The following is a 15,621-nucleotide window of genomic DNA, read 5'->3' on the forward strand; positions in this document are numbered from 1 at the left end:
TATCTTCCCAAAGGAAAAGTGAAATCAATTTGCCATAAGCTCGGACCTAATTATTAAGATGAATAACAGAAAAATCGACAAATTTGATCATGAGGGCTATATGGGGTTATACTTACAAAAAGAGATAATTAGTTAATCTTAACGTGTTAACCGGATTGGCTTACAATTCTATAATTAAAGTATTTTTAAAAGATAGACCTCGATTGGAAATCATTTTTTAGTTTCGTGTTTTCAATTTTTACGAAATACACATGAGAAACTTTATCTATTTGCTGCTTTTGGGCTTTTTATCTTCTTGCGAATTTATTGGAGAAAAAAAACAACTAAATATTCCAGTGGAAATTAAATATGCACTAAACGATGATGTAAAAGGAGCGAGAATTTTTTTGGATATTGAGCAAGAAAAAGAATTTGATTATGTCGAGTGGTATCTCAATGACCGTACAATTTATTATGGAAAGCCAGAAAATGGCCTAGCAGCTATTAACTATGTTCCCCTTTTGAGTACAGATTCGCTAAAAGTGAGATTTGTAGGAACTGCTGAAGGGAATAATAAATATATGGCTGAGTTAGAAATTCCAGTATTGGAGCCTGCAAGTACATTGGAATTTATGGGCATAAATATAGAAGATTCTGAAATTTCACTTGAAAGTGGAACATATGAGCTTTATGTATCTCGCTATCCTAATTCACAATAAATCAGCTTTACATTAGAAAGTAAAGGGAATCAAAATTTCTTGTTTGACCAACCTCTTAGTTTAGATATTGATGGGTTTAGCAATATAGATCGATCGGAGGAGTCGCCTACTTATGTAGAGTTAAGCTATGAAGGAAAGCAAATTTTTAAAAACTACTATTTTTTGAAAACCTATTTTGATATTGAAAGGAGTGATTTCGGGGATCATATTTTACCAACAATGGATGGCCCTGGAATTACATTCATTGTAGATTGGAAGCCGTGAGCTAAACAATTTTATGTTGAATAGGTATATTAACTGTTCAATTCCAATTTTATGAAAATCCTATTAGTATCCATTGGTACCCGAGGTGATATGGAACCATTTTTGGCTATTGGGCAGATGCTTAAGCAAAAGGGGCATGAAGTGGTGGCTGTTTTTCCCGGTCAATTTGAAGGCCTTGCTTTGGATGCTGGTTTGGAATTCCGATCCTTGGGAAATGAATTTTTGGATTTGCTGGAAAGTAAAGAGGGGAAATTGGCTTTAGGTGGTGGAGGTTCATTATGGAAAAAAATCCCCGCCTTTTTCCGTTTGACCTTGAAGTACACCCGCATCAACAAGCAATTGATCATGCGGCAATATGAAACGGTTAAGGCCGAAGGACCTGACAGGATTCTTAGGCATGCCAAGGCGGTATACCCTGTACTTTGGGAATTGGAAAATCCAGAGAAAACGGTATTAATAAGTCCAGTGCCCTATATTGTGCATACCGTAAAAGATCGGGCGCATATCGCATTTTCGGGAAACTATGGGAAAGTTATCAACAAACTGACTTATTGGATCGCCTTGGGCGGTTTGATCCAAACGATCAAGAAGAGCGCTAAGTGGATCCATAAACAATATAATACCCAAGAAGTAAGATCAGCGGTCCTAGCTACCAAGACCATTTATACCATTTCTCCACAACTTTTCTCCAGACCTGATTATTGGCCAGCTTATGTGAAAGTACTGGGGTACCAAGAGCGAAAGGGCAATGTCAATGGGAATATAGATAAGGACTTGGAAGCTTTTATAGCAATACATGAAAAGTTACTTTTTGTAACTTTTGGTAGCATGACCAACCCAGATTCAGAGGGGAAAACCAAGGTGCTAATGGAAGTTATCCACCATTTGAAAATCCCAACAGTTATCAACATAGCTGCCGGAGGATTGCTAAATCCTGAGCAATATGATCCGGATTTGGTTTGCTTTATCACTCAAGTGCCTTATGATTATATCCTTCCAAAGATGTATGCCATGATCCATCATGGTGGTTCTGGGACGACCCACTTGTCCTTGAAGCATGGGTGTGCCTCCATGATCGTTCCACATATTATCGACCAATACATGTGGAATGAGATTTTGAATAATGTGGGAGTTGGTCCAAAAGGGATGGAGATAGGTAAGTTTAAGACCAAGTATTTGTTGCCCAAACTGAAGGACCTGTGGGAAAATGAAGCCTATAAATCCAAAGCAAAGGAAATTGCCATTAAAATGGAGCAGGAAAACTTTGGGGAAGAAATATGCCGTTTTATTTTGAGTGATTAAGTGCTGTCAAACAAAAAATAATTTTTTTGGTGATAAATAATTGAAATAAGGTATTATTGAGAACTAAACGTGTATCAACGGATATTTTTTATCCTATAGCCAATTTGTTTTATCTATTAACTCCACCGACAGAAAATGACAAACGAAGAAAAGCAGGCCGCTGAAAAGAATATCAGATGGGCTTGGATTTGTGGAATAATTTCAGCTTTTGTAACGCTAATTGTTGGAATCTTAGGGCACTATAATGACGATTTTCGCTACCAATATGGTTATGACCTATGGTCCATATTGGATGTATTATTGATTGGAGGGCTGACCTATGGGATTTTTAAGAAGAACAGGTATTCCGCATTATGCATGTTGATTTACTTTGTGGGATCCAAATTGCTGGGCATAGTGGAATCTGGAAATACTTCTGGATTAATTTTAGCAGTAGGTTTTGGAGTCGTCTATTACCGAGCAACTGTTTCATGTTTTAGGTTGCACAAGGATGCTGTGAAACAAGGAGAAATGGAACCTACATCTAAAAAGAGAGGGACTGCGTTTTATGTGGGAATGTCAATAGCAGGCTTCTTGGGCTTGTGTTTGGTTATATTAATGGTTCTTGGGCTTATGTCTCCAGAGATAGAGGTGATTCCTGGAAGACAAGTAGATAAGGAGTATGTGAATTTTTTGAGAACGGAAGGTTTATTGGAAGGTCTGGAGGAGATGCATTATTGGTACTCGGATGGCTTTTCTGACTTCAAACAAGGTTTTTACTTTTTTAGTGACCAAAAAGTAGTTGTTTACAATGAATCATGGTTCGAACCTGCGATAATCATTCCTTATGAGCAAATTTTGGACATTAGTTTTGAGCGAGATCCATCTTTCTTTGAAGACAGTAGAATTACCTTGTATTTGGATGATGAGTCATCAGTCTATTTTCCGGTATCCAGTGAAAATGATGGGGATATGAAATACTATGAAAAACTTAGGGAAGTTTGGAATGAAAAAGTTGGACAGCATGAAGATTAACCAAAGACTTGGACTTCATTTGTTTTTATGGGTAGGGTTGATTTTATTTTCTCCCTATGCCCAAGCACAAATTGACCTTGCTGATTCAAGTGCGCAAGTAATCGGTTATTGGATGAATCAGGAGGTTCAGTCCTATGAAATAAGTTTGGAGACCTATACTGTTAGCAAAGAGGACACATCCTCGATGCAGACGATTAAATATAAAGTGGATATCAGCGTCTTGGATTCCACTAGCAGCGATTACCTCATCCAATGGGTATATAAAGACTATGAAGTCAATACCCAAAATCCATTCTTAGACAAGATGGTTAAGATGGGAGAAAACCTCGTTGTAAAGGTTAGAACCAATGAGTTGGGGGTTTTACAGGAAGTTATTAATTGGAAAGAGATCAGGGAATTTATGTGGAATGCAGGTGATATGATAAAGAGAGAATTAGGTTCTGATCCAACCATAAATAAGTTCATTGACCGATCTATGAAGAGCTATAACAGTGAAGAAGCCATCAGGTCCAATACCATCCATGACATTTTGCAGTTTTATACCCTACATGGGGCAAAGTATCCCCTTGGTGAGCAGCTTTCCGGAGTGATACAAGTGAGAAACAATGCAGGAGGGGAGCCTATTGATACTAATATTTGGGTATCCTTGGATGAAATTAATGTGGAGGATGATTATGCCGTTTTTAGTGTCCAACAGTCTATAAACCCAGAGAAGTTGACCGATGCCACATATGAATTTCTTAAACAAAGCGGAACCTTAGGGGCCAATTTACCACGAAGAGAAGCCTTTCCTGGCTTGACCAGTGATACCTGGATTTATGCTGTCATCCATGGCAGCTCTGGCTGGCCAATTTACAGTGAACAGCTGAAAGAAGTGAGTAGTGTGGAAGGTACCATTAGAGTGGAGGAAAGAATAATTTCATATCTTGAAGAGGAGGATGAACAAAATTGATTTTAAGTCAGCAACTGGAGTTTTGAGGAAGGTCTCAATAGTAGCTGTTGTTATTGTATTTTTTACGGTAAGAGATAATGCAAATATGCTGCTAACCACTTTGATGTTTTGTGCCTTTTTTACCTTTTTGGACTAGACCAAACATTTCCAATCGAATCCTTTAAAATGGGCTTCTGCTTTACCAATAATAGCAATGGTAAATCTCCTTATTATTGGAGAAGAAATGAGTTGGCTGAAAGGTGCAGCTTTGGTATGGACCGCATTGGGGTATTTGACATGGGTTATTGGGAAATGGAATAACCAGCATTATATAGAAAAGTCTGACTGATCCTAAAATCAGGTTCGGAATGTGGATAAGTTTTTAGATGGCTGGGCAATAGTCCCATAGGATTTATGGTTTTATTAGGTAGTAGAAATGATTATTAGCCAGGTTTACGCATTTCAGACCTGGGCTACAGACAATGAAGGAAGCTCAGGTTAATGTCAACTAGGCTAATTGATTTTTATAATATCACTTAAACCAGTAGCATGATGATTGAACAACTCGAAACTTACCCAAAAAATGTGCTTTCGCTTGCTTTGATAGATAATTTCAGCACGGAGGATGAGAAGCTATTTGAAAAGTTGATGGAGGATAAATTGGCCCAAGGCTATGAACAGGTGAATGTGCTGATCAAGCTTGATGAGCTTAAAGTTTCTAATATTAGTGTAAAGGCTTTTTTTGAAGATGTGATCTATTTATTGAGAAAATATAAACGCTTGGGCAATTTAGCTGTTGTGGCGCACTCCAAAGTGGTAAAAGCATTGGTTCCCATTGACAACCTGTTTTTTGAGCGGTCAAGCCTGAATAGGGAAGAAAGGTATTTTGATGTTTCTCAAATGGCTCAGGCACTAAAATTTGTGGGTGTTTAAAAATATGTGACCAATTATCGAAGTGTTTTCCTTTCAAATCCTTATTTTCATAAAAACAGTATATTTGCAGGACAGTTAATCCCTCCTGACTTAGTGTTTATGAAAAGTGGCATTACGCATCTGGTTGATTTATGGAGAGAAGGGTATTCTAACCACATTGAAAAGTACCAACCCTACCAAGCAATAGAGCAATTAAAGCATGTGGCGGCATTGTTCAGCCCTGGTGAATTTTATTATTTTATTTTGAACATGTACAATTTGGAGTTGGAGTATGTTCATCCTGGAGTGAGTAAGTTTATTGATGTAAACCCTGGAGACACCAAAATCGAAGAGCTGCTGACTACGGTTGTTCCTGATGATATGGCATCTGTTCAGGACAAGGAATTGCTGCTGAAGGAATTTATGGACAATATTGTCGACCCCAAGCAATTGCCTTTTTATAAAATGATGTACATGTACCGAATGAGGGATCGGAATGGGAAATTCCGTACCATGCTTTTACAGGTAAATGTGCTTTCTGTGTCAGAAAATGGAAAAGTGGAACACATCCTCAGTGTGCATACAGATATTTCCTATATGGGTGTAAGCAAGACAGACAAAGTTTCTTTTATAAGCTTGAATGAAGGGAAGTCTTACTATAACATCGACCCGAAAGCTGATCCATTTCGACAAGAAAATGACGAGGAAAACTGTCATTGTATTAGCGAGTTGCTCACCAAAAGGGAGCTTGAGGTGATTCAACTTTCTTCCAGAGGACTAAGCGTAAGTAAAATGGCGATCGAGCTGAATATTTCTGAATATACGGTTAGAACGCACCGTAAAAACATGCTGAAGAAAACGGAGTTTTCCAACATACCTGAGTTGGTTTCGCATTGTATCATGGAGGGCTTGATCTAATTAACACAGATTTGTTCTAAATGATCAGTTGAGGCACTTGATGGGGTGATAAAACAAGAATTTATTTGTATCATTATTTTTTGACCCAAACACCTCATTATCATGGAGAAAATCATGATCTTCCTCAAAAGGAAAAAGTATGAGATTTTGCTTTTAGCACTTGTACAACATTTGTATACTGCAATTTTTTTTAAAGACCTGGTTTTCTATATGCAATATATTTGGCCCATTAATACCATGCTTTTAGGCCTGGCCAGTGTCGGGGTTTTTATTGAAAGAGGAAAGTGGAAAATCATCATTAGGAACATTTTACTGGTGATAGTAATTTTATTGCCCGTATGTCATTCTTTATTTAAGGATTCCCAATTTTTTATAGAGTTGCTGTCTCTCATTTATATGGTATTTTTTGCATTGATTTTTTGGGAAGTCATCAAGTTTTTAATCAAACCAAGTTATGTCAATGCAGATATCATTTTTGCTGCCGCATGTGGGTATTTTATGTTGATTGAGATAAGTGTATTTGTCCTGCAATTCGAGTTCTACAGGAATACAGCCTCTATTACTAACTTGAATACTTCAACATTGGCAGATACGTATCTTGATTTGGTTTATTTGGCATCCATTATACAAACTACTATTGGGTTTGGTGACATTACGCCATCCATTCATGTTACCAAGTTGACTACTTCTTTTTTAGGTGTGATCAGTCAGTTTTACAATGTAGTGTTAGTGGGCATCCTGATCAGTAAATATTCTAGTTATCGAAAAAGCTAATTCAGTACAGGGTCCAAAAGAAAAGTATTTGACTTCTTAAGCTCATCGAGGGCTTAAGCAGCGACAAAGTTGATTTCTAAAGGAAAGATTTGCGTAATATTGTTGGCATCACACAAACTTAAATTCCTTACCCTAATGAAGAAATTCTATTCAATTTTACTTGGATTGCTACTGACAGCTAGCATACTTAAGGCTCAAGAGAAGTCACCATATATGATTTATAATGCCAAAGGCAAGAAAGTCAGCTATAAAAAAATGTTGAAGACTTTGGAAAAGGCAGATATCATTCTTTTTGGGGAAGAACACAACTCAGCAATAGCTCATTGGCTGCAATATGAGGTCTGCAAGGACTTGGGAAAGTCCAGGGAGTTGATTTTGGGAGCAGAGATGTTTGAAGCGGATAACCAAGAATCATTGGATGATTTTCTTTCTGGACAAATAGATCAAAAGGGCCTAGATACATTGGCCAGACTGTGGAATAATTATAAGACGGACTATGCGCCCTTGGTAAATTTTGCCAAGGATAATAACCTTCCCTTTATTGCAACCAATGTGCCTAGGAAGTTTGCCAGCAAAGTGTATAAAGAAGGTGGCTTTGAAGCTTTGGAAAGTCTATCAGAACATGAAAAATCATGGATAGCTCCACTTCCTGTAGCTTTTGATGCTAACTTACCAGGGTATCAAAATATGTTGCGCATGATGGGTGATCATGGCAGTGTCGACATGGTGAAGGCACAGGCGATCAAAGATGCCACCATGGCCTACTTTATTTCTAAAAACTATCAGCAAGGTAAACTGTTTATACATTACAACGGAGCTTATCACTCTAATAATTACGAAGGAATATTGTGGTATTTGAAAAACGATGATTCGTCAAGGGTGTATAGAACCATTTCTACAGTTACACAGCAAGATGTTTATGAATTAAAGGAAGAGCATAAGCAGTTAGCTGATTTTATCATTTGTGTGGATGAGGATATGACCAAGACCTATTGATCAGTTCTTTGGATTTTAGTTCATGATGAATGGGATATCAAATATTAACTGTATTTTTATTTTATGTATTGAGCTTATTTTGAGTAAACAAGCTAAGGTTTTGCAGAAATGTTAATCATTGACCGATGAGGAAGTTTTTAGGGAGTATTTTGGTTTTAACATGGGTGTCATTCGGTTTGTCATATGGTCAGACTGATAGTTTAAGCCGATCAAGGGATTCTATCAATGCCCTTAAATTGGAATCTTATGAATCCAAAATTGCTGCTATAGAAATGCAGCGGAGAGCGGATTCCATCAGGCGAGCAGAACTCGAATTGCAATTGAATTCCCTTAAAACCACCGACAACCTCAAAAAAGAAGAGTTGCAGGCCCAACTCAATGAAATAAGCAGCCGAGAATCAGCCAGGTTGGCCCAAAAAAGAGCACAAATAGATTCTCTACGCAAAAACACGGAAGGTTATCCTGTGTTTGGCGTAAATAGCGATACACTTTTTTTCATTTACACTAAGATTGGAGCTTCTAGACCCAAGGAACGGGCAGCGCAAATTACCGAGAAAATACAAGCCTTATATGATGATGATTACTTGAACCTGGATAACATCAAGGTGGTGGCGGTGGATAATCTGGCGGATATTGTTTACGAGGAAACCATTCTAATGAGTGTTTCAGAGATGGATGGACTTTGGAATGATACCACCACTCATGGACTGGCAGAAAACTATGCTGAGATTATCAAGGGTTCCATTGTTCAGGCCAAGAAAGACAATAGTTTTGTATCTATCCTAATTAGTATTGCTTTGGTGGCGTTGGCCATCGGTGGCACTTGGTTTTTGCTATGGGCTATCGGAAAAGGACATAGGTCGGCATTGAAGTTTATCGCCAACCGGAAAGACCAATGGCTGAAAGATCTTTCTTATAAAGACTATACTTTTCTATCCGCTTATCAGGAGTTGAAAATAATCATTTTTGCGAGTAGACTGATAAAATGGGTCATTTATGTATTGGTATTGTACATCGCTTTACCTTTGGTTTTTAGTATTTTTCCTTTTACCAGAGGTTGGTCGGTTCAGCTCTTTGATTTAATCTGGTCTCCTTTTAAGTCAATTTTTATATCTGTTTATGAGTTTTTACCGGATCTCTTTAGCATTTTGGCCATTTATTTGGTCATGCGATATGTGATCAGGTTTGTCAAATACATATTTGAAGAGATCCAACATGAGAAACTGGTGATCACTGGTTTTCATGTGGATTGGGCCAAACCCACTTATAACATTGTCAAGTTTCTGCTCTATGCTTTTATGTTGGTGATCATTTTCCCGCATCTGCCAGGCTCTGATTCCGATGCGTTTAAGGGTGTATCCGTTTTTATTGGGATTCTATTCTCTTTGGGTTCATCCTCGGCCATTTCCAATATGATAGCGGGTTTAGTCATTACTTATATGCGACCTTTTAAAATAGGAGATCGTATCCGACTTGGAGAAACCAGCGGAGATGTAGTTGAAAAAACCCTCTTGGTAACCCGGCTTAGAACCATCAAAAATGAAGAAATTACCATTCCCAATTCAGCGATTCTTACTGGTAACACCATCAACTACAGCTCTTACTCCAAAAATGAAGGTTTGATTATCCACACTACGGTCACCATCGGTTATGATGTGCCTTGGCAGAAGATGTATGATACGTTGATTGAGGCGGCACTGAGGACAGATATGATTATGAAAGAGCCCAAGCCTTTTGTTTTACAGACCAGTTTGGATGATTTTTATGTGGCCTATCAAATCAATGCGCACACACAAGAAGCCAGTAGGCAAGCACTAATCTACAGTAACCTTCACCAGAACATCCAAGATGTTTGTAACGAAAACGGTATAGAGATCCTTTCCCCGCACTACCGAGCTGCCAGAGATGGAAATGCTACCACCATTCCGGCCGATTACTTACCAGAGGATTATCAGGCTCCGTCTTTTAATGTCAAAATGGATAAAGGGAATGGAGACGAAAAAGACAAAGAATAAATTTATAAATCTATAGTTTAAGATTACAAAGCCATAATTATTTATCCTATTTCCCATCATGACCAAAGCCCAACCATCACTATTATTGTTACTTTTTTTAATGGCAGCCTGTGTCAATAAGCCTTATCAAAAAGTGGGAGACTACTCCTACGTCCAAAACGCCAATAGGCAAAACAAAGGTTGGAAACTGATCTGGCAGGATGAATTTGAAAGTGACGAACTGGATACCAGCAAATGGACCAAAATTCCCCCTAATCAAGCAGATTGGGGAAATTACATGACTTCTGATGATCGGTGTTATGCCATTGAAGATGGGAAAATCTATTTGAAAGGTATCCAGAATAATGATTTGGAAAGTGATGAGAGACCTTTTCTGACTGGTGGTATTTACACCAAAGGAAAGTTTGCCTTTCAATACGGAAAGGTAGAAATCCATGCCAAGTTGGAGTCTGCACAAGGTGCTTGGCCCGCTATGTGGATGCTCTCAGAGCATCAGAAATATGGTAACTATCCCAGAAACGGAGAGATCGATATCATGGAGCATATCAATTTTGAGGATAAAATTTATCAGACGACCCACTCCTACTATACCTTAGATCTCAAGCAAACCCAAAATCCTCCTCATGGCGGAACCGCCACTTTTGATAGAAAAGTGTTCAATACCTTTGGCTTGGAATGGTCTCCGGATAAGTTAGTATTTACCTTAAATGGCAAAGAGACGTTTACTTATCCCAGAATCGAAAATGTGGATAAGTCCCAATGGCCGTATGATCAGCCGTTTTACCTGTTAATTGATATGCAATTGGAAGGATCTTGGGTGGGAAAAGCCGATCCTAAAGACTTGCCCGTTCAAATGATTGTGGACTGGGTAAGGGTTTATCAGTAAAAAGCTAACCACATTATTGAAAATCCCGTATTAAGGTATCAGTACCATATTGTGATTTTGCAATGTGGATAAGTATACATCAATCTCCACAAATAGTTGAATAGATGACTCCCAAACATTTTGTCCTAGCAGCCTTAATGCTTTTCTCAGGCTTACAATTAAGCTTAGCCCAACAAAGTCTTGAGGTTCCAGCCGATCCTACGGCCATTTCCCCTTTGCTGATTGGGGAAAAAATTCCAAACAGCCAACTGAAAGATCCTGAAGGTAATGAAGTTGCTTTGCAAGAGATAGTTAACAAGCAGCCCACCTTATTGATCTTTTATCGTGGGGGTTGGTGCCCCTACTGCAATAAGCACTTAGCCGAATTACAAACTATCGAGCAGGATATTTTGGATATGGGCTATCAAATAGTAGCGATCAGTCCAGATGCGCCCGAGCAGCTGAAAACCACTTTGGATAAAAACGAACTCACATACAGTCTATACTCAGATAATGATCTAAAAGTAACCAAAGCTTTTGGTTTAGCTTTTCAAGCCCCCGACCGATATAAGGATATGCTCTTCAAAGCTTCCGATCAATTGAATCCGGGCATTATCCCTGTTCCGGCCGTCTTTGCTTTGGACCAAGAAGGTACGATACTGTTTGAATATATTAATCCAAATTACAATACCCGAATTAGTGGAGATCTGTTAAAGGCTGCGTTGGGGGCATTGTAACATCCCTGAAATAAAAATAGGAGGATCAGTGGGAAAGAAGGATTTGAACAAGTTGATCGTATATGCTTCCTAAATAGCTTCTCATTTTATTTGATGCTAAAAAGCCCAGCAAGAAACACTTGCTGGGCTTTTTAGTATTAATGTTTTATCTATTCCTCTACCATCACAACTTCCCGATGTTCCAGTCCCCATTTGACCATGGCATCTAGGACATTTTTGATCTTTTTACCAGAAGGGGTGAGCTCATATTCCACGGTCACTGGTGTGGTGTCATGGACCGTTCTTTTGACGATACTATTCAGTTCCAACTCCTTCAGCTCTTTGGAGAGCATTCGGGGTGTAATCTTAGAAATATCCCTTTCCAGCTCTTTGAATCGTTTTTTGCCATAGCACAGGGAGCCAATGATGGGCAATTTCCATTTTCCACTGATTACATTCATGGCCTCACGGACGGCGATAACAAATTCACCGGAGCATATATGAACTTTTTGGTTTTCTACTAATGTTTCCATGATTCTAAAGTCTGTCACTATACAATAGTATACTAGTATACAATAGTATAGTAGTTACTTTTGTATAGCAAATATAGCTAATTTTGTCATATCAAAAAATGAAACTTAAAGATTATGAGCTTAATAGAGAATTTAGAATGGCGTTATGCCACCAAAAAAATGAACGGTAAGGCCGTACCTCAGGAAAAAGTAGATTACATCTTAGAAGCAGCACGTTTGGCGCCTTCTTCCTCTGGTTTGCAGCCTTACAGGGTTTTGGTAATCACTGATCCGGAAATCAAGGAAAAGATCAAGCCGATCGCGTGGGACCAAAGTCAAATTATCGATGCTTCACACATTCTGGTATTTGCTTCTTGGGACAAATATACAGAGGACAAAATCTTGGAGGTTTTCCATAAGACCTTAGAAGAAAGAGGGCTTCCCATGGATACCATGGATGCCTATAAGGAAAGGTTGTGGGGTATGTACAGTCAGCTTCCTGAGGAATGGCACGCCAACCATGCAGCTAAGCAGGCTTATATCGCCTTTGGGATGGCCATTGCCGCTGCTGCAGAGCAGAAAGTTGATGCTACACCGATGGAAGGATTTGACAATGCAGCTTTGGACAAGTTGTTGGGCCTTGAAGAGCATGGTCTTAAAAGTGCTGTCATTTTGCCACTCGGATACAGAGATGAATCTGAGGACTGGAATTTGAACTTGAAGAAGGTGAGAACTGCCAAAGAAGAGTTCTTGTTAGAAACTGTTTAATGCAAAGAAAGAGAAGATGAAAAAAGATAACGTTATTTACTGGGTGACTACAGCAATCGTGGCTTTGATGATGCTTTTCAGCGCCTATAATTACTTTGCTGACCCAAATATGAAGGCCGGTTTTGAAGCCATGGGCTTTCCTGATTTCTTCCGAATAGAATTGGGAACGGCCAAGATCATTGGTGCTTTGGTGCTGCTGATTCCAGGCATACCTCAATTGTTGAAGACAGGCGCTTATGTTGGTTTTGTGATTGTGTTCGTTTCAGCATTTATCACGCACTTGGCTTTGGGAGATGCTTTTTCAGCGGCAGTGATGCCATTGGTGTTTTTAGCCATCTTATTGGTTTCTTTCCGATTCCAGCAAAAGCGATTGGCTACTGTCAATGAGTAAACCGTAAATAAACAACCATTTAGAGAAAGGCTACCTTGTTGGGTGGCCTTTTTTATTGACTTGGTCACTTTTGTCCAACCCTATAGTTTGAAGCATTGTCAAATTACTTATATTCCGTTTCTAACTTTTATAAAGGTCAAATAGCTCCAAACTGCTCATGAAAGACAGTCTTATTTTGGATCTTCCTAAATTATATGAGAAGATCGAATCCAAATCTCAAGAAATTGGTTTTACCATGCCATCTGACCGATATATCGGCGCTTTGCTAAAGACATTGATGTGCTCAAAGCCAGGTGGTAATTTTCTGGAGTTGGGAACGGGCATTGGCTTATCACTGTCCTGGATGATCGATGGAATGGACAAAAATGGCAAGCTGACGACTGTGGACAATGATTTTGCCTTATGTGAAATTGTGCAGGGCTTTTTTGGTGCGGACAATCGGGTGGATATTGTATGTATGGATGGAGACGATTGGATCAAACAATATCAAGGAAAGTCATTTGACTTGATCTTTGCGGATGCTTGGCCGGGAAAATACAGTCACTTGGAAGAGACTTTGGGGATGGTCAAAGTGGGTGGTTTTTATGTAATCGATGATATGACTGCTCAGCCCAACTGGCCAGCAGGCCATCAGGAAAATGTGGATAAGTTGGTTTCTTACCTGGAGTCTCGAGAAGATTTTTCCATTTGCAAGATGAATTGGTCCACCGGAGTCATTGTGGCGAGCAGAAAGGAGTAGGATGAACTAAAGTCTATTTACAGTACTATTGAAAATTATATAAATTGAATACCATATGAAATCCAACCCATGGATTTTCGGCATTGTATTATTTTGTTTATTTACATATTGGGCTTGGTGTAATTATGAGCTACCCCTTTGGGGGAAATCTGTTGCGACAGAAGGCTTAATTCTGGAAATAATAACGACAAATGGATATGGAGGAAGAGGCTATGGTTATAGTATCAATTATGCATTTTCAGCCGATGATTCTGTTTATATCTCAAACACCAAATTGAATGGAGATTTAGGAAAAAGGGATGTGGGATCTAAAGTAGAAATCAGCTATAAGAAATCTAATCCTGCAGAAAATAAAGTTGTAAAGTATTTTGAACCCCAAACTTTAATGGAAAAAGAGGTATTTAGCCGAAGCAATAGTGGCCATTTGTTTGTATTAAAGTTTCAAAATGGCATATTATGTCAATCAATAATGGAGGGGCATAATAGACTTATCGAAAAGTGGTTTGAGTATACAATTGTAAAAGACACAATCAAGGTTGAGCCGATATACGACAATAAAATTGAAAAGCCTTTTACAGATCGGAAGTTTTTAAGATTAGAAGATGGAGGACACCAATATTTGTTTGCTCCTGAGAGTAATAGTAAATACTATTAGGAAAATCAATCTCTTTTTTAAGGCTCTTTATTGGCAGGAATTTCACTGTTTCCGCTTCCTTCCCGTCCACCAACTTCAACAACCTCATAAACTATAAACCGGCTTGCTCCTCTCCATGGAAGTTTGCCTAAGTATTCACGGTAGCGAACTTCTACAAACTTGCCACTGGCCCTTTCCAGTTTTTCGGAAACTTCATCACCTTGTCCACTGAAGCGGAATTCATTGCTTTGCAGGGCCCCTGCTGTGGGACTTTGGAATCCCTCTTGCACTAGTCTGCCTTCCCAAGTTTTGAAAACAAAGCCTTTTTTCTCATAATAGTTGAGGGTGCCCCCTTTTACTCCTTGGGCAAAAACAAAGAAGAACCTCCAATAGATCACACCAGCAATAATTAATACTAGGGAAAAAATGGCAATTTTGACGTATTTATTCATGGTTAAAGGCTTTTAAACAGGTTAGCGCTGATAATAAAATAATGAGTATTAATTTCTGATTATTCGCCGAATAAAACAATAAATATCTTTTTGGATTTGTGAACTTCTCTATTTGAATACATTAAAAAATTAGTTGATATGGGAGTTTTCTTTTGATTATTTACTATTATTGATCTTAATTTTCGAAATGTTGTTTTTGTGCTCGATTTTTTTCAAGCGGTGTAAATTTTTAGACATTGTTTAAAAGTGAGCCACAATGATATATTTTAAACTTGAATAAGAAATGATGAAGAGATTTTTATTGCTTGCTTGGATTGTATTGCTATTTGCTCCCGCTGCATGGTCACAAATTGAGTTTGATCAAATAGCTAATTTCGGGTCTAGCGGGATTTCAAATTTAGCTTTAGTACGGAAAGGTAATCATTTTGGTATGATTGATAATCAGGGCAATTTGGTTATTCCGGTAGAGTATGAGAGCATTGGGAATTTCGGCTCACAAGGCGTTTCGGGCTTGGCCTTGGTCCGCAAGGGCAAAAACTATGGAGTCATATCCTACAGGGGCAATTTGGTTATTCCAGTAGAATATGAGAGCATCGGGAATTTCGGCTCACAAGGCGTTTCGGGCTTGGCCTTGGTCCGCAAGGGCAAGAACTATGGAGTCATATCCTACAGGGGCAATTTGGTTATTCCAGTAGAATATGAGAGCATCGGGAATTTCGG

Annotated in this window: 19 protein-coding genes; 17 read left to right on the forward strand and 2 right to left on the reverse strand. The window is 38.7% G+C overall.

What is annotated here, in order from left to right:
• Window positions 1-251 precede the first annotated feature (251 nt).
• From IFO69_RS09280 to IFO69_RS09330, 12 genes are all read left to right on the forward strand, one after another.
• Window positions 252-698, forward strand: coding sequence for a hypothetical protein (locus tag IFO69_RS09280; RefSeq protein ID WP_192009781.1), 447 nt, complete (start codon window positions 252-254; stop codon window positions 696-698).
• A gap of 315 nt (window positions 699-1,013) precedes the next feature.
• Window positions 1,014-2,264: a glycosyltransferase gene (locus IFO69_RS09285; RefSeq protein ID WP_192009782.1), complete on the forward strand. Its 1,251-nt coding sequence runs from the start codon at window positions 1,014-1,016 to the stop codon at window positions 2,262-2,264.
• Window positions 2,265-2,399: 135 nt separating this feature from the next.
• The gene (locus IFO69_RS09290; protein WP_192009783.1) at window positions 2,400-3,278 is read left to right on the forward strand and encodes a hypothetical protein; all 879 of its coding nucleotides are present in this window, start codon (window positions 2,400-2,402) and stop codon (window positions 3,276-3,278) included.
• Entirely contained in the window at window positions 3,250-4,230 is a 981-nt protein-coding gene (locus IFO69_RS09295) for a hypothetical protein (protein ID WP_192009784.1), read from the forward strand. Before IFO69_RS09290 ends, IFO69_RS09295 begins: the two co-directional genes overlap by 29 nt.
• A gap of 193 nt (window positions 4,231-4,423) precedes the next feature.
• On the forward strand, window positions 4,424-4,558 hold the full coding sequence (locus tag IFO69_RS21710; protein ID WP_262891619.1) for a hypothetical protein: 135 nt from the start codon (window positions 4,424-4,426) through the stop codon (window positions 4,556-4,558).
• Window positions 4,559-4,758: 200 nt separating this feature from the next.
• Entirely contained in the window at window positions 4,759-5,142 is a 384-nt protein-coding gene (locus IFO69_RS09300; RefSeq protein WP_225444058.1) for an STAS/SEC14 domain-containing protein, read from the forward strand.
• A gap of 99 nt (window positions 5,143-5,241) precedes the next feature.
• Window positions 5,242-6,039, forward strand: a complete 798-nt coding sequence (locus tag IFO69_RS09305; RefSeq protein ID WP_225444059.1) for a LuxR C-terminal-related transcriptional regulator — start codon at window positions 5,242-5,244, stop codon at window positions 6,037-6,039.
• A gap of 102 nt (window positions 6,040-6,141) precedes the next feature.
• Complete coding sequence (locus tag IFO69_RS09310) at window positions 6,142-6,813, forward strand: ion channel (protein ID WP_192009785.1); 672 nt, start codon at window positions 6,142-6,144, stop codon at window positions 6,811-6,813.
• A 135-nt stretch (window positions 6,814-6,948) separates the two neighbouring features.
• On the forward strand, window positions 6,949-7,809 hold the full coding sequence (locus IFO69_RS09315) for a ChaN family lipoprotein (RefSeq protein WP_192009786.1): 861 nt from the start codon (window positions 6,949-6,951) through the stop codon (window positions 7,807-7,809).
• 125 nt (window positions 7,810-7,934) lie between these two features.
• Window positions 7,935-9,824 carry a mechanosensitive ion channel family protein gene (locus IFO69_RS09320; protein WP_192009787.1) on the forward strand — a complete coding sequence of 630 codons (1,890 nt, stop codon included), beginning with the start codon at window positions 7,935-7,937 and terminating at the stop codon, window positions 9,822-9,824.
• Window positions 9,825-9,882: 58 nt separating this feature from the next.
• Window positions 9,883-10,710, forward strand: a complete 828-nt coding sequence (locus IFO69_RS09325; protein ID WP_192009788.1) for a glycoside hydrolase family 16 protein — start codon at window positions 9,883-9,885, stop codon at window positions 10,708-10,710.
• Between the two features lie 104 nt (window positions 10,711-10,814).
• The gene (locus tag IFO69_RS09330; protein ID WP_192009789.1) at window positions 10,815-11,426 is read left to right on the forward strand and encodes a peroxiredoxin-like family protein; all 612 of its coding nucleotides are present in this window, start codon (window positions 10,815-10,817) and stop codon (window positions 11,424-11,426) included.
• 149 nt (window positions 11,427-11,575) lie between these two features.
• Here IFO69_RS09330 and IFO69_RS09335 read toward each other — a convergent pair whose 3' ends face one another.
• On the reverse strand, window positions 11,576-11,938 hold the full coding sequence (locus IFO69_RS09335) for a winged helix-turn-helix transcriptional regulator (protein WP_192009790.1): 363 nt from the start codon (window positions 11,936-11,938) through the stop codon (window positions 11,576-11,578).
• A gap of 114 nt (window positions 11,939-12,052) precedes the next feature.
• On the opposite strand from IFO69_RS09335, the gene IFO69_RS09340 reads away from it, so the two are divergent.
• The 4 genes from IFO69_RS09340 (at window position 12,053) to IFO69_RS09355 (ending at window position 14,470) form a co-directional block, all read left to right on the forward strand.
• Entirely contained in the window at window positions 12,053-12,685 is a 633-nt protein-coding gene (locus tag IFO69_RS09340; RefSeq protein WP_192009791.1) for an NAD(P)H-dependent oxidoreductase, read from the forward strand.
• A 16-nt stretch (window positions 12,686-12,701) separates the two neighbouring features.
• Window positions 12,702-13,076 carry a DoxX family protein gene (locus IFO69_RS09345; RefSeq protein WP_192009792.1) on the forward strand — a complete coding sequence of 125 codons (375 nt, stop codon included), beginning with the start codon at window positions 12,702-12,704 and terminating at the stop codon, window positions 13,074-13,076.
• Window positions 13,077-13,233: 157 nt separating this feature from the next.
• A complete protein-coding gene (locus IFO69_RS09350; RefSeq protein WP_192009793.1) occupies window positions 13,234-13,815 on the forward strand; it encodes an O-methyltransferase in 582 nt (193 codons plus the stop codon).
• 55 nt (window positions 13,816-13,870) lie between these two features.
• Window positions 13,871-14,470 carry a hypothetical protein gene (locus tag IFO69_RS09355; protein ID WP_192009794.1) on the forward strand — a complete coding sequence of 200 codons (600 nt, stop codon included), beginning with the start codon at window positions 13,871-13,873 and terminating at the stop codon, window positions 14,468-14,470.
• A 17-nt stretch (window positions 14,471-14,487) separates the two neighbouring features.
• On the opposite strand, the gene IFO69_RS09360 is transcribed toward IFO69_RS09355, so the two are convergent.
• On the reverse strand, window positions 14,488-14,901 hold the full coding sequence (locus tag IFO69_RS09360) for a hypothetical protein (protein WP_192009795.1): 414 nt from the start codon (window positions 14,899-14,901) through the stop codon (window positions 14,488-14,490).
• A 283-nt stretch (window positions 14,902-15,184) separates the two neighbouring features.
• Between IFO69_RS09360 and IFO69_RS09365 the strand changes: the two genes are divergently transcribed.
• Window positions 15,185-15,621: WG repeat-containing protein (locus IFO69_RS09365; protein ID WP_192009796.1), on the forward strand; the 437-nt coding region annotated here is incomplete at its 3' end.

The organism is Echinicola arenosa (assembly GCF_014841125.1).
Classification (GTDB): domain Bacteria; phylum Bacteroidota; class Bacteroidia; order Cytophagales; family Cyclobacteriaceae; genus Echinicola; species Echinicola arenosa.

Coding starts and splice junctions, on each gene's coding strand:
- IFO69_RS09285 (WP_192009782.1), top strand. CDS start 1,014: ATGAAAATCCTATTAGTATCCATTGGTACCCGAGGTGATATGGAACCA.
- IFO69_RS09310 (WP_192009785.1), top strand. CDS start 6,142: ATGGAGAAAATCATGATCTTCCTCAAAAGGAAAAAGTATGAGATTTTG.
- IFO69_RS09320 (WP_192009787.1), top strand. CDS start 7,935: ATGAGGAAGTTTTTAGGGAGTATTTTGGTTTTAACATGGGTGTCATTC.
- IFO69_RS09295 (WP_192009784.1), top strand. CDS start 3,250: ATGAAAAAGTTGGACAGCATGAAGATTAACCAAAGACTTGGACTTCAT.
- IFO69_RS09335 (WP_192009790.1), bottom strand. CDS start 11,938: ATGGAAACATTAGTAGAAAACCAAAAAGTTCATATATGCTCCGGTGAA.
- IFO69_RS09340 (WP_192009791.1), top strand. CDS start 12,053: ATGAGCTTAATAGAGAATTTAGAATGGCGTTATGCCACCAAAAAAATG.
- IFO69_RS09325 (WP_192009788.1), top strand. CDS start 9,883: ATGACCAAAGCCCAACCATCACTATTATTGTTACTTTTTTTAATGGCA.
- IFO69_RS21710 (WP_262891619.1), top strand. CDS start 4,424: ATGGTAAATCTCCTTATTATTGGAGAAGAAATGAGTTGGCTGAAAGGT.
- IFO69_RS09350 (WP_192009793.1), top strand. CDS start 13,234: ATGAAAGACAGTCTTATTTTGGATCTTCCTAAATTATATGAGAAGATC.
- IFO69_RS09300 (WP_225444058.1), top strand. CDS start 4,759: ATGATGATTGAACAACTCGAAACTTACCCAAAAAATGTGCTTTCGCTT.
- IFO69_RS09360 (WP_192009795.1), bottom strand. CDS start 14,901: ATGAATAAATACGTCAAAATTGCCATTTTTTCCCTAGTATTAATTATT.
- IFO69_RS09280 (WP_192009781.1), top strand. CDS start 252: ATGAGAAACTTTATCTATTTGCTGCTTTTGGGCTTTTTATCTTCTTGC.
- IFO69_RS09330 (WP_192009789.1), top strand. CDS start 10,815: ATGACTCCCAAACATTTTGTCCTAGCAGCCTTAATGCTTTTCTCAGGC.
- IFO69_RS09345 (WP_192009792.1), top strand. CDS start 12,702: ATGAAAAAAGATAACGTTATTTACTGGGTGACTACAGCAATCGTGGCT.
- IFO69_RS09315 (WP_192009786.1), top strand. CDS start 6,949: ATGAAGAAATTCTATTCAATTTTACTTGGATTGCTACTGACAGCTAGC.
- IFO69_RS09290 (WP_192009783.1), top strand. CDS start 2,400: ATGACAAACGAAGAAAAGCAGGCCGCTGAAAAGAATATCAGATGGGCT.
- IFO69_RS09355 (WP_192009794.1), top strand. CDS start 13,871: ATGAAATCCAACCCATGGATTTTCGGCATTGTATTATTTTGTTTATTT.
- IFO69_RS09305 (WP_225444059.1), top strand. CDS start 5,242: ATGAAAAGTGGCATTACGCATCTGGTTGATTTATGGAGAGAAGGGTAT.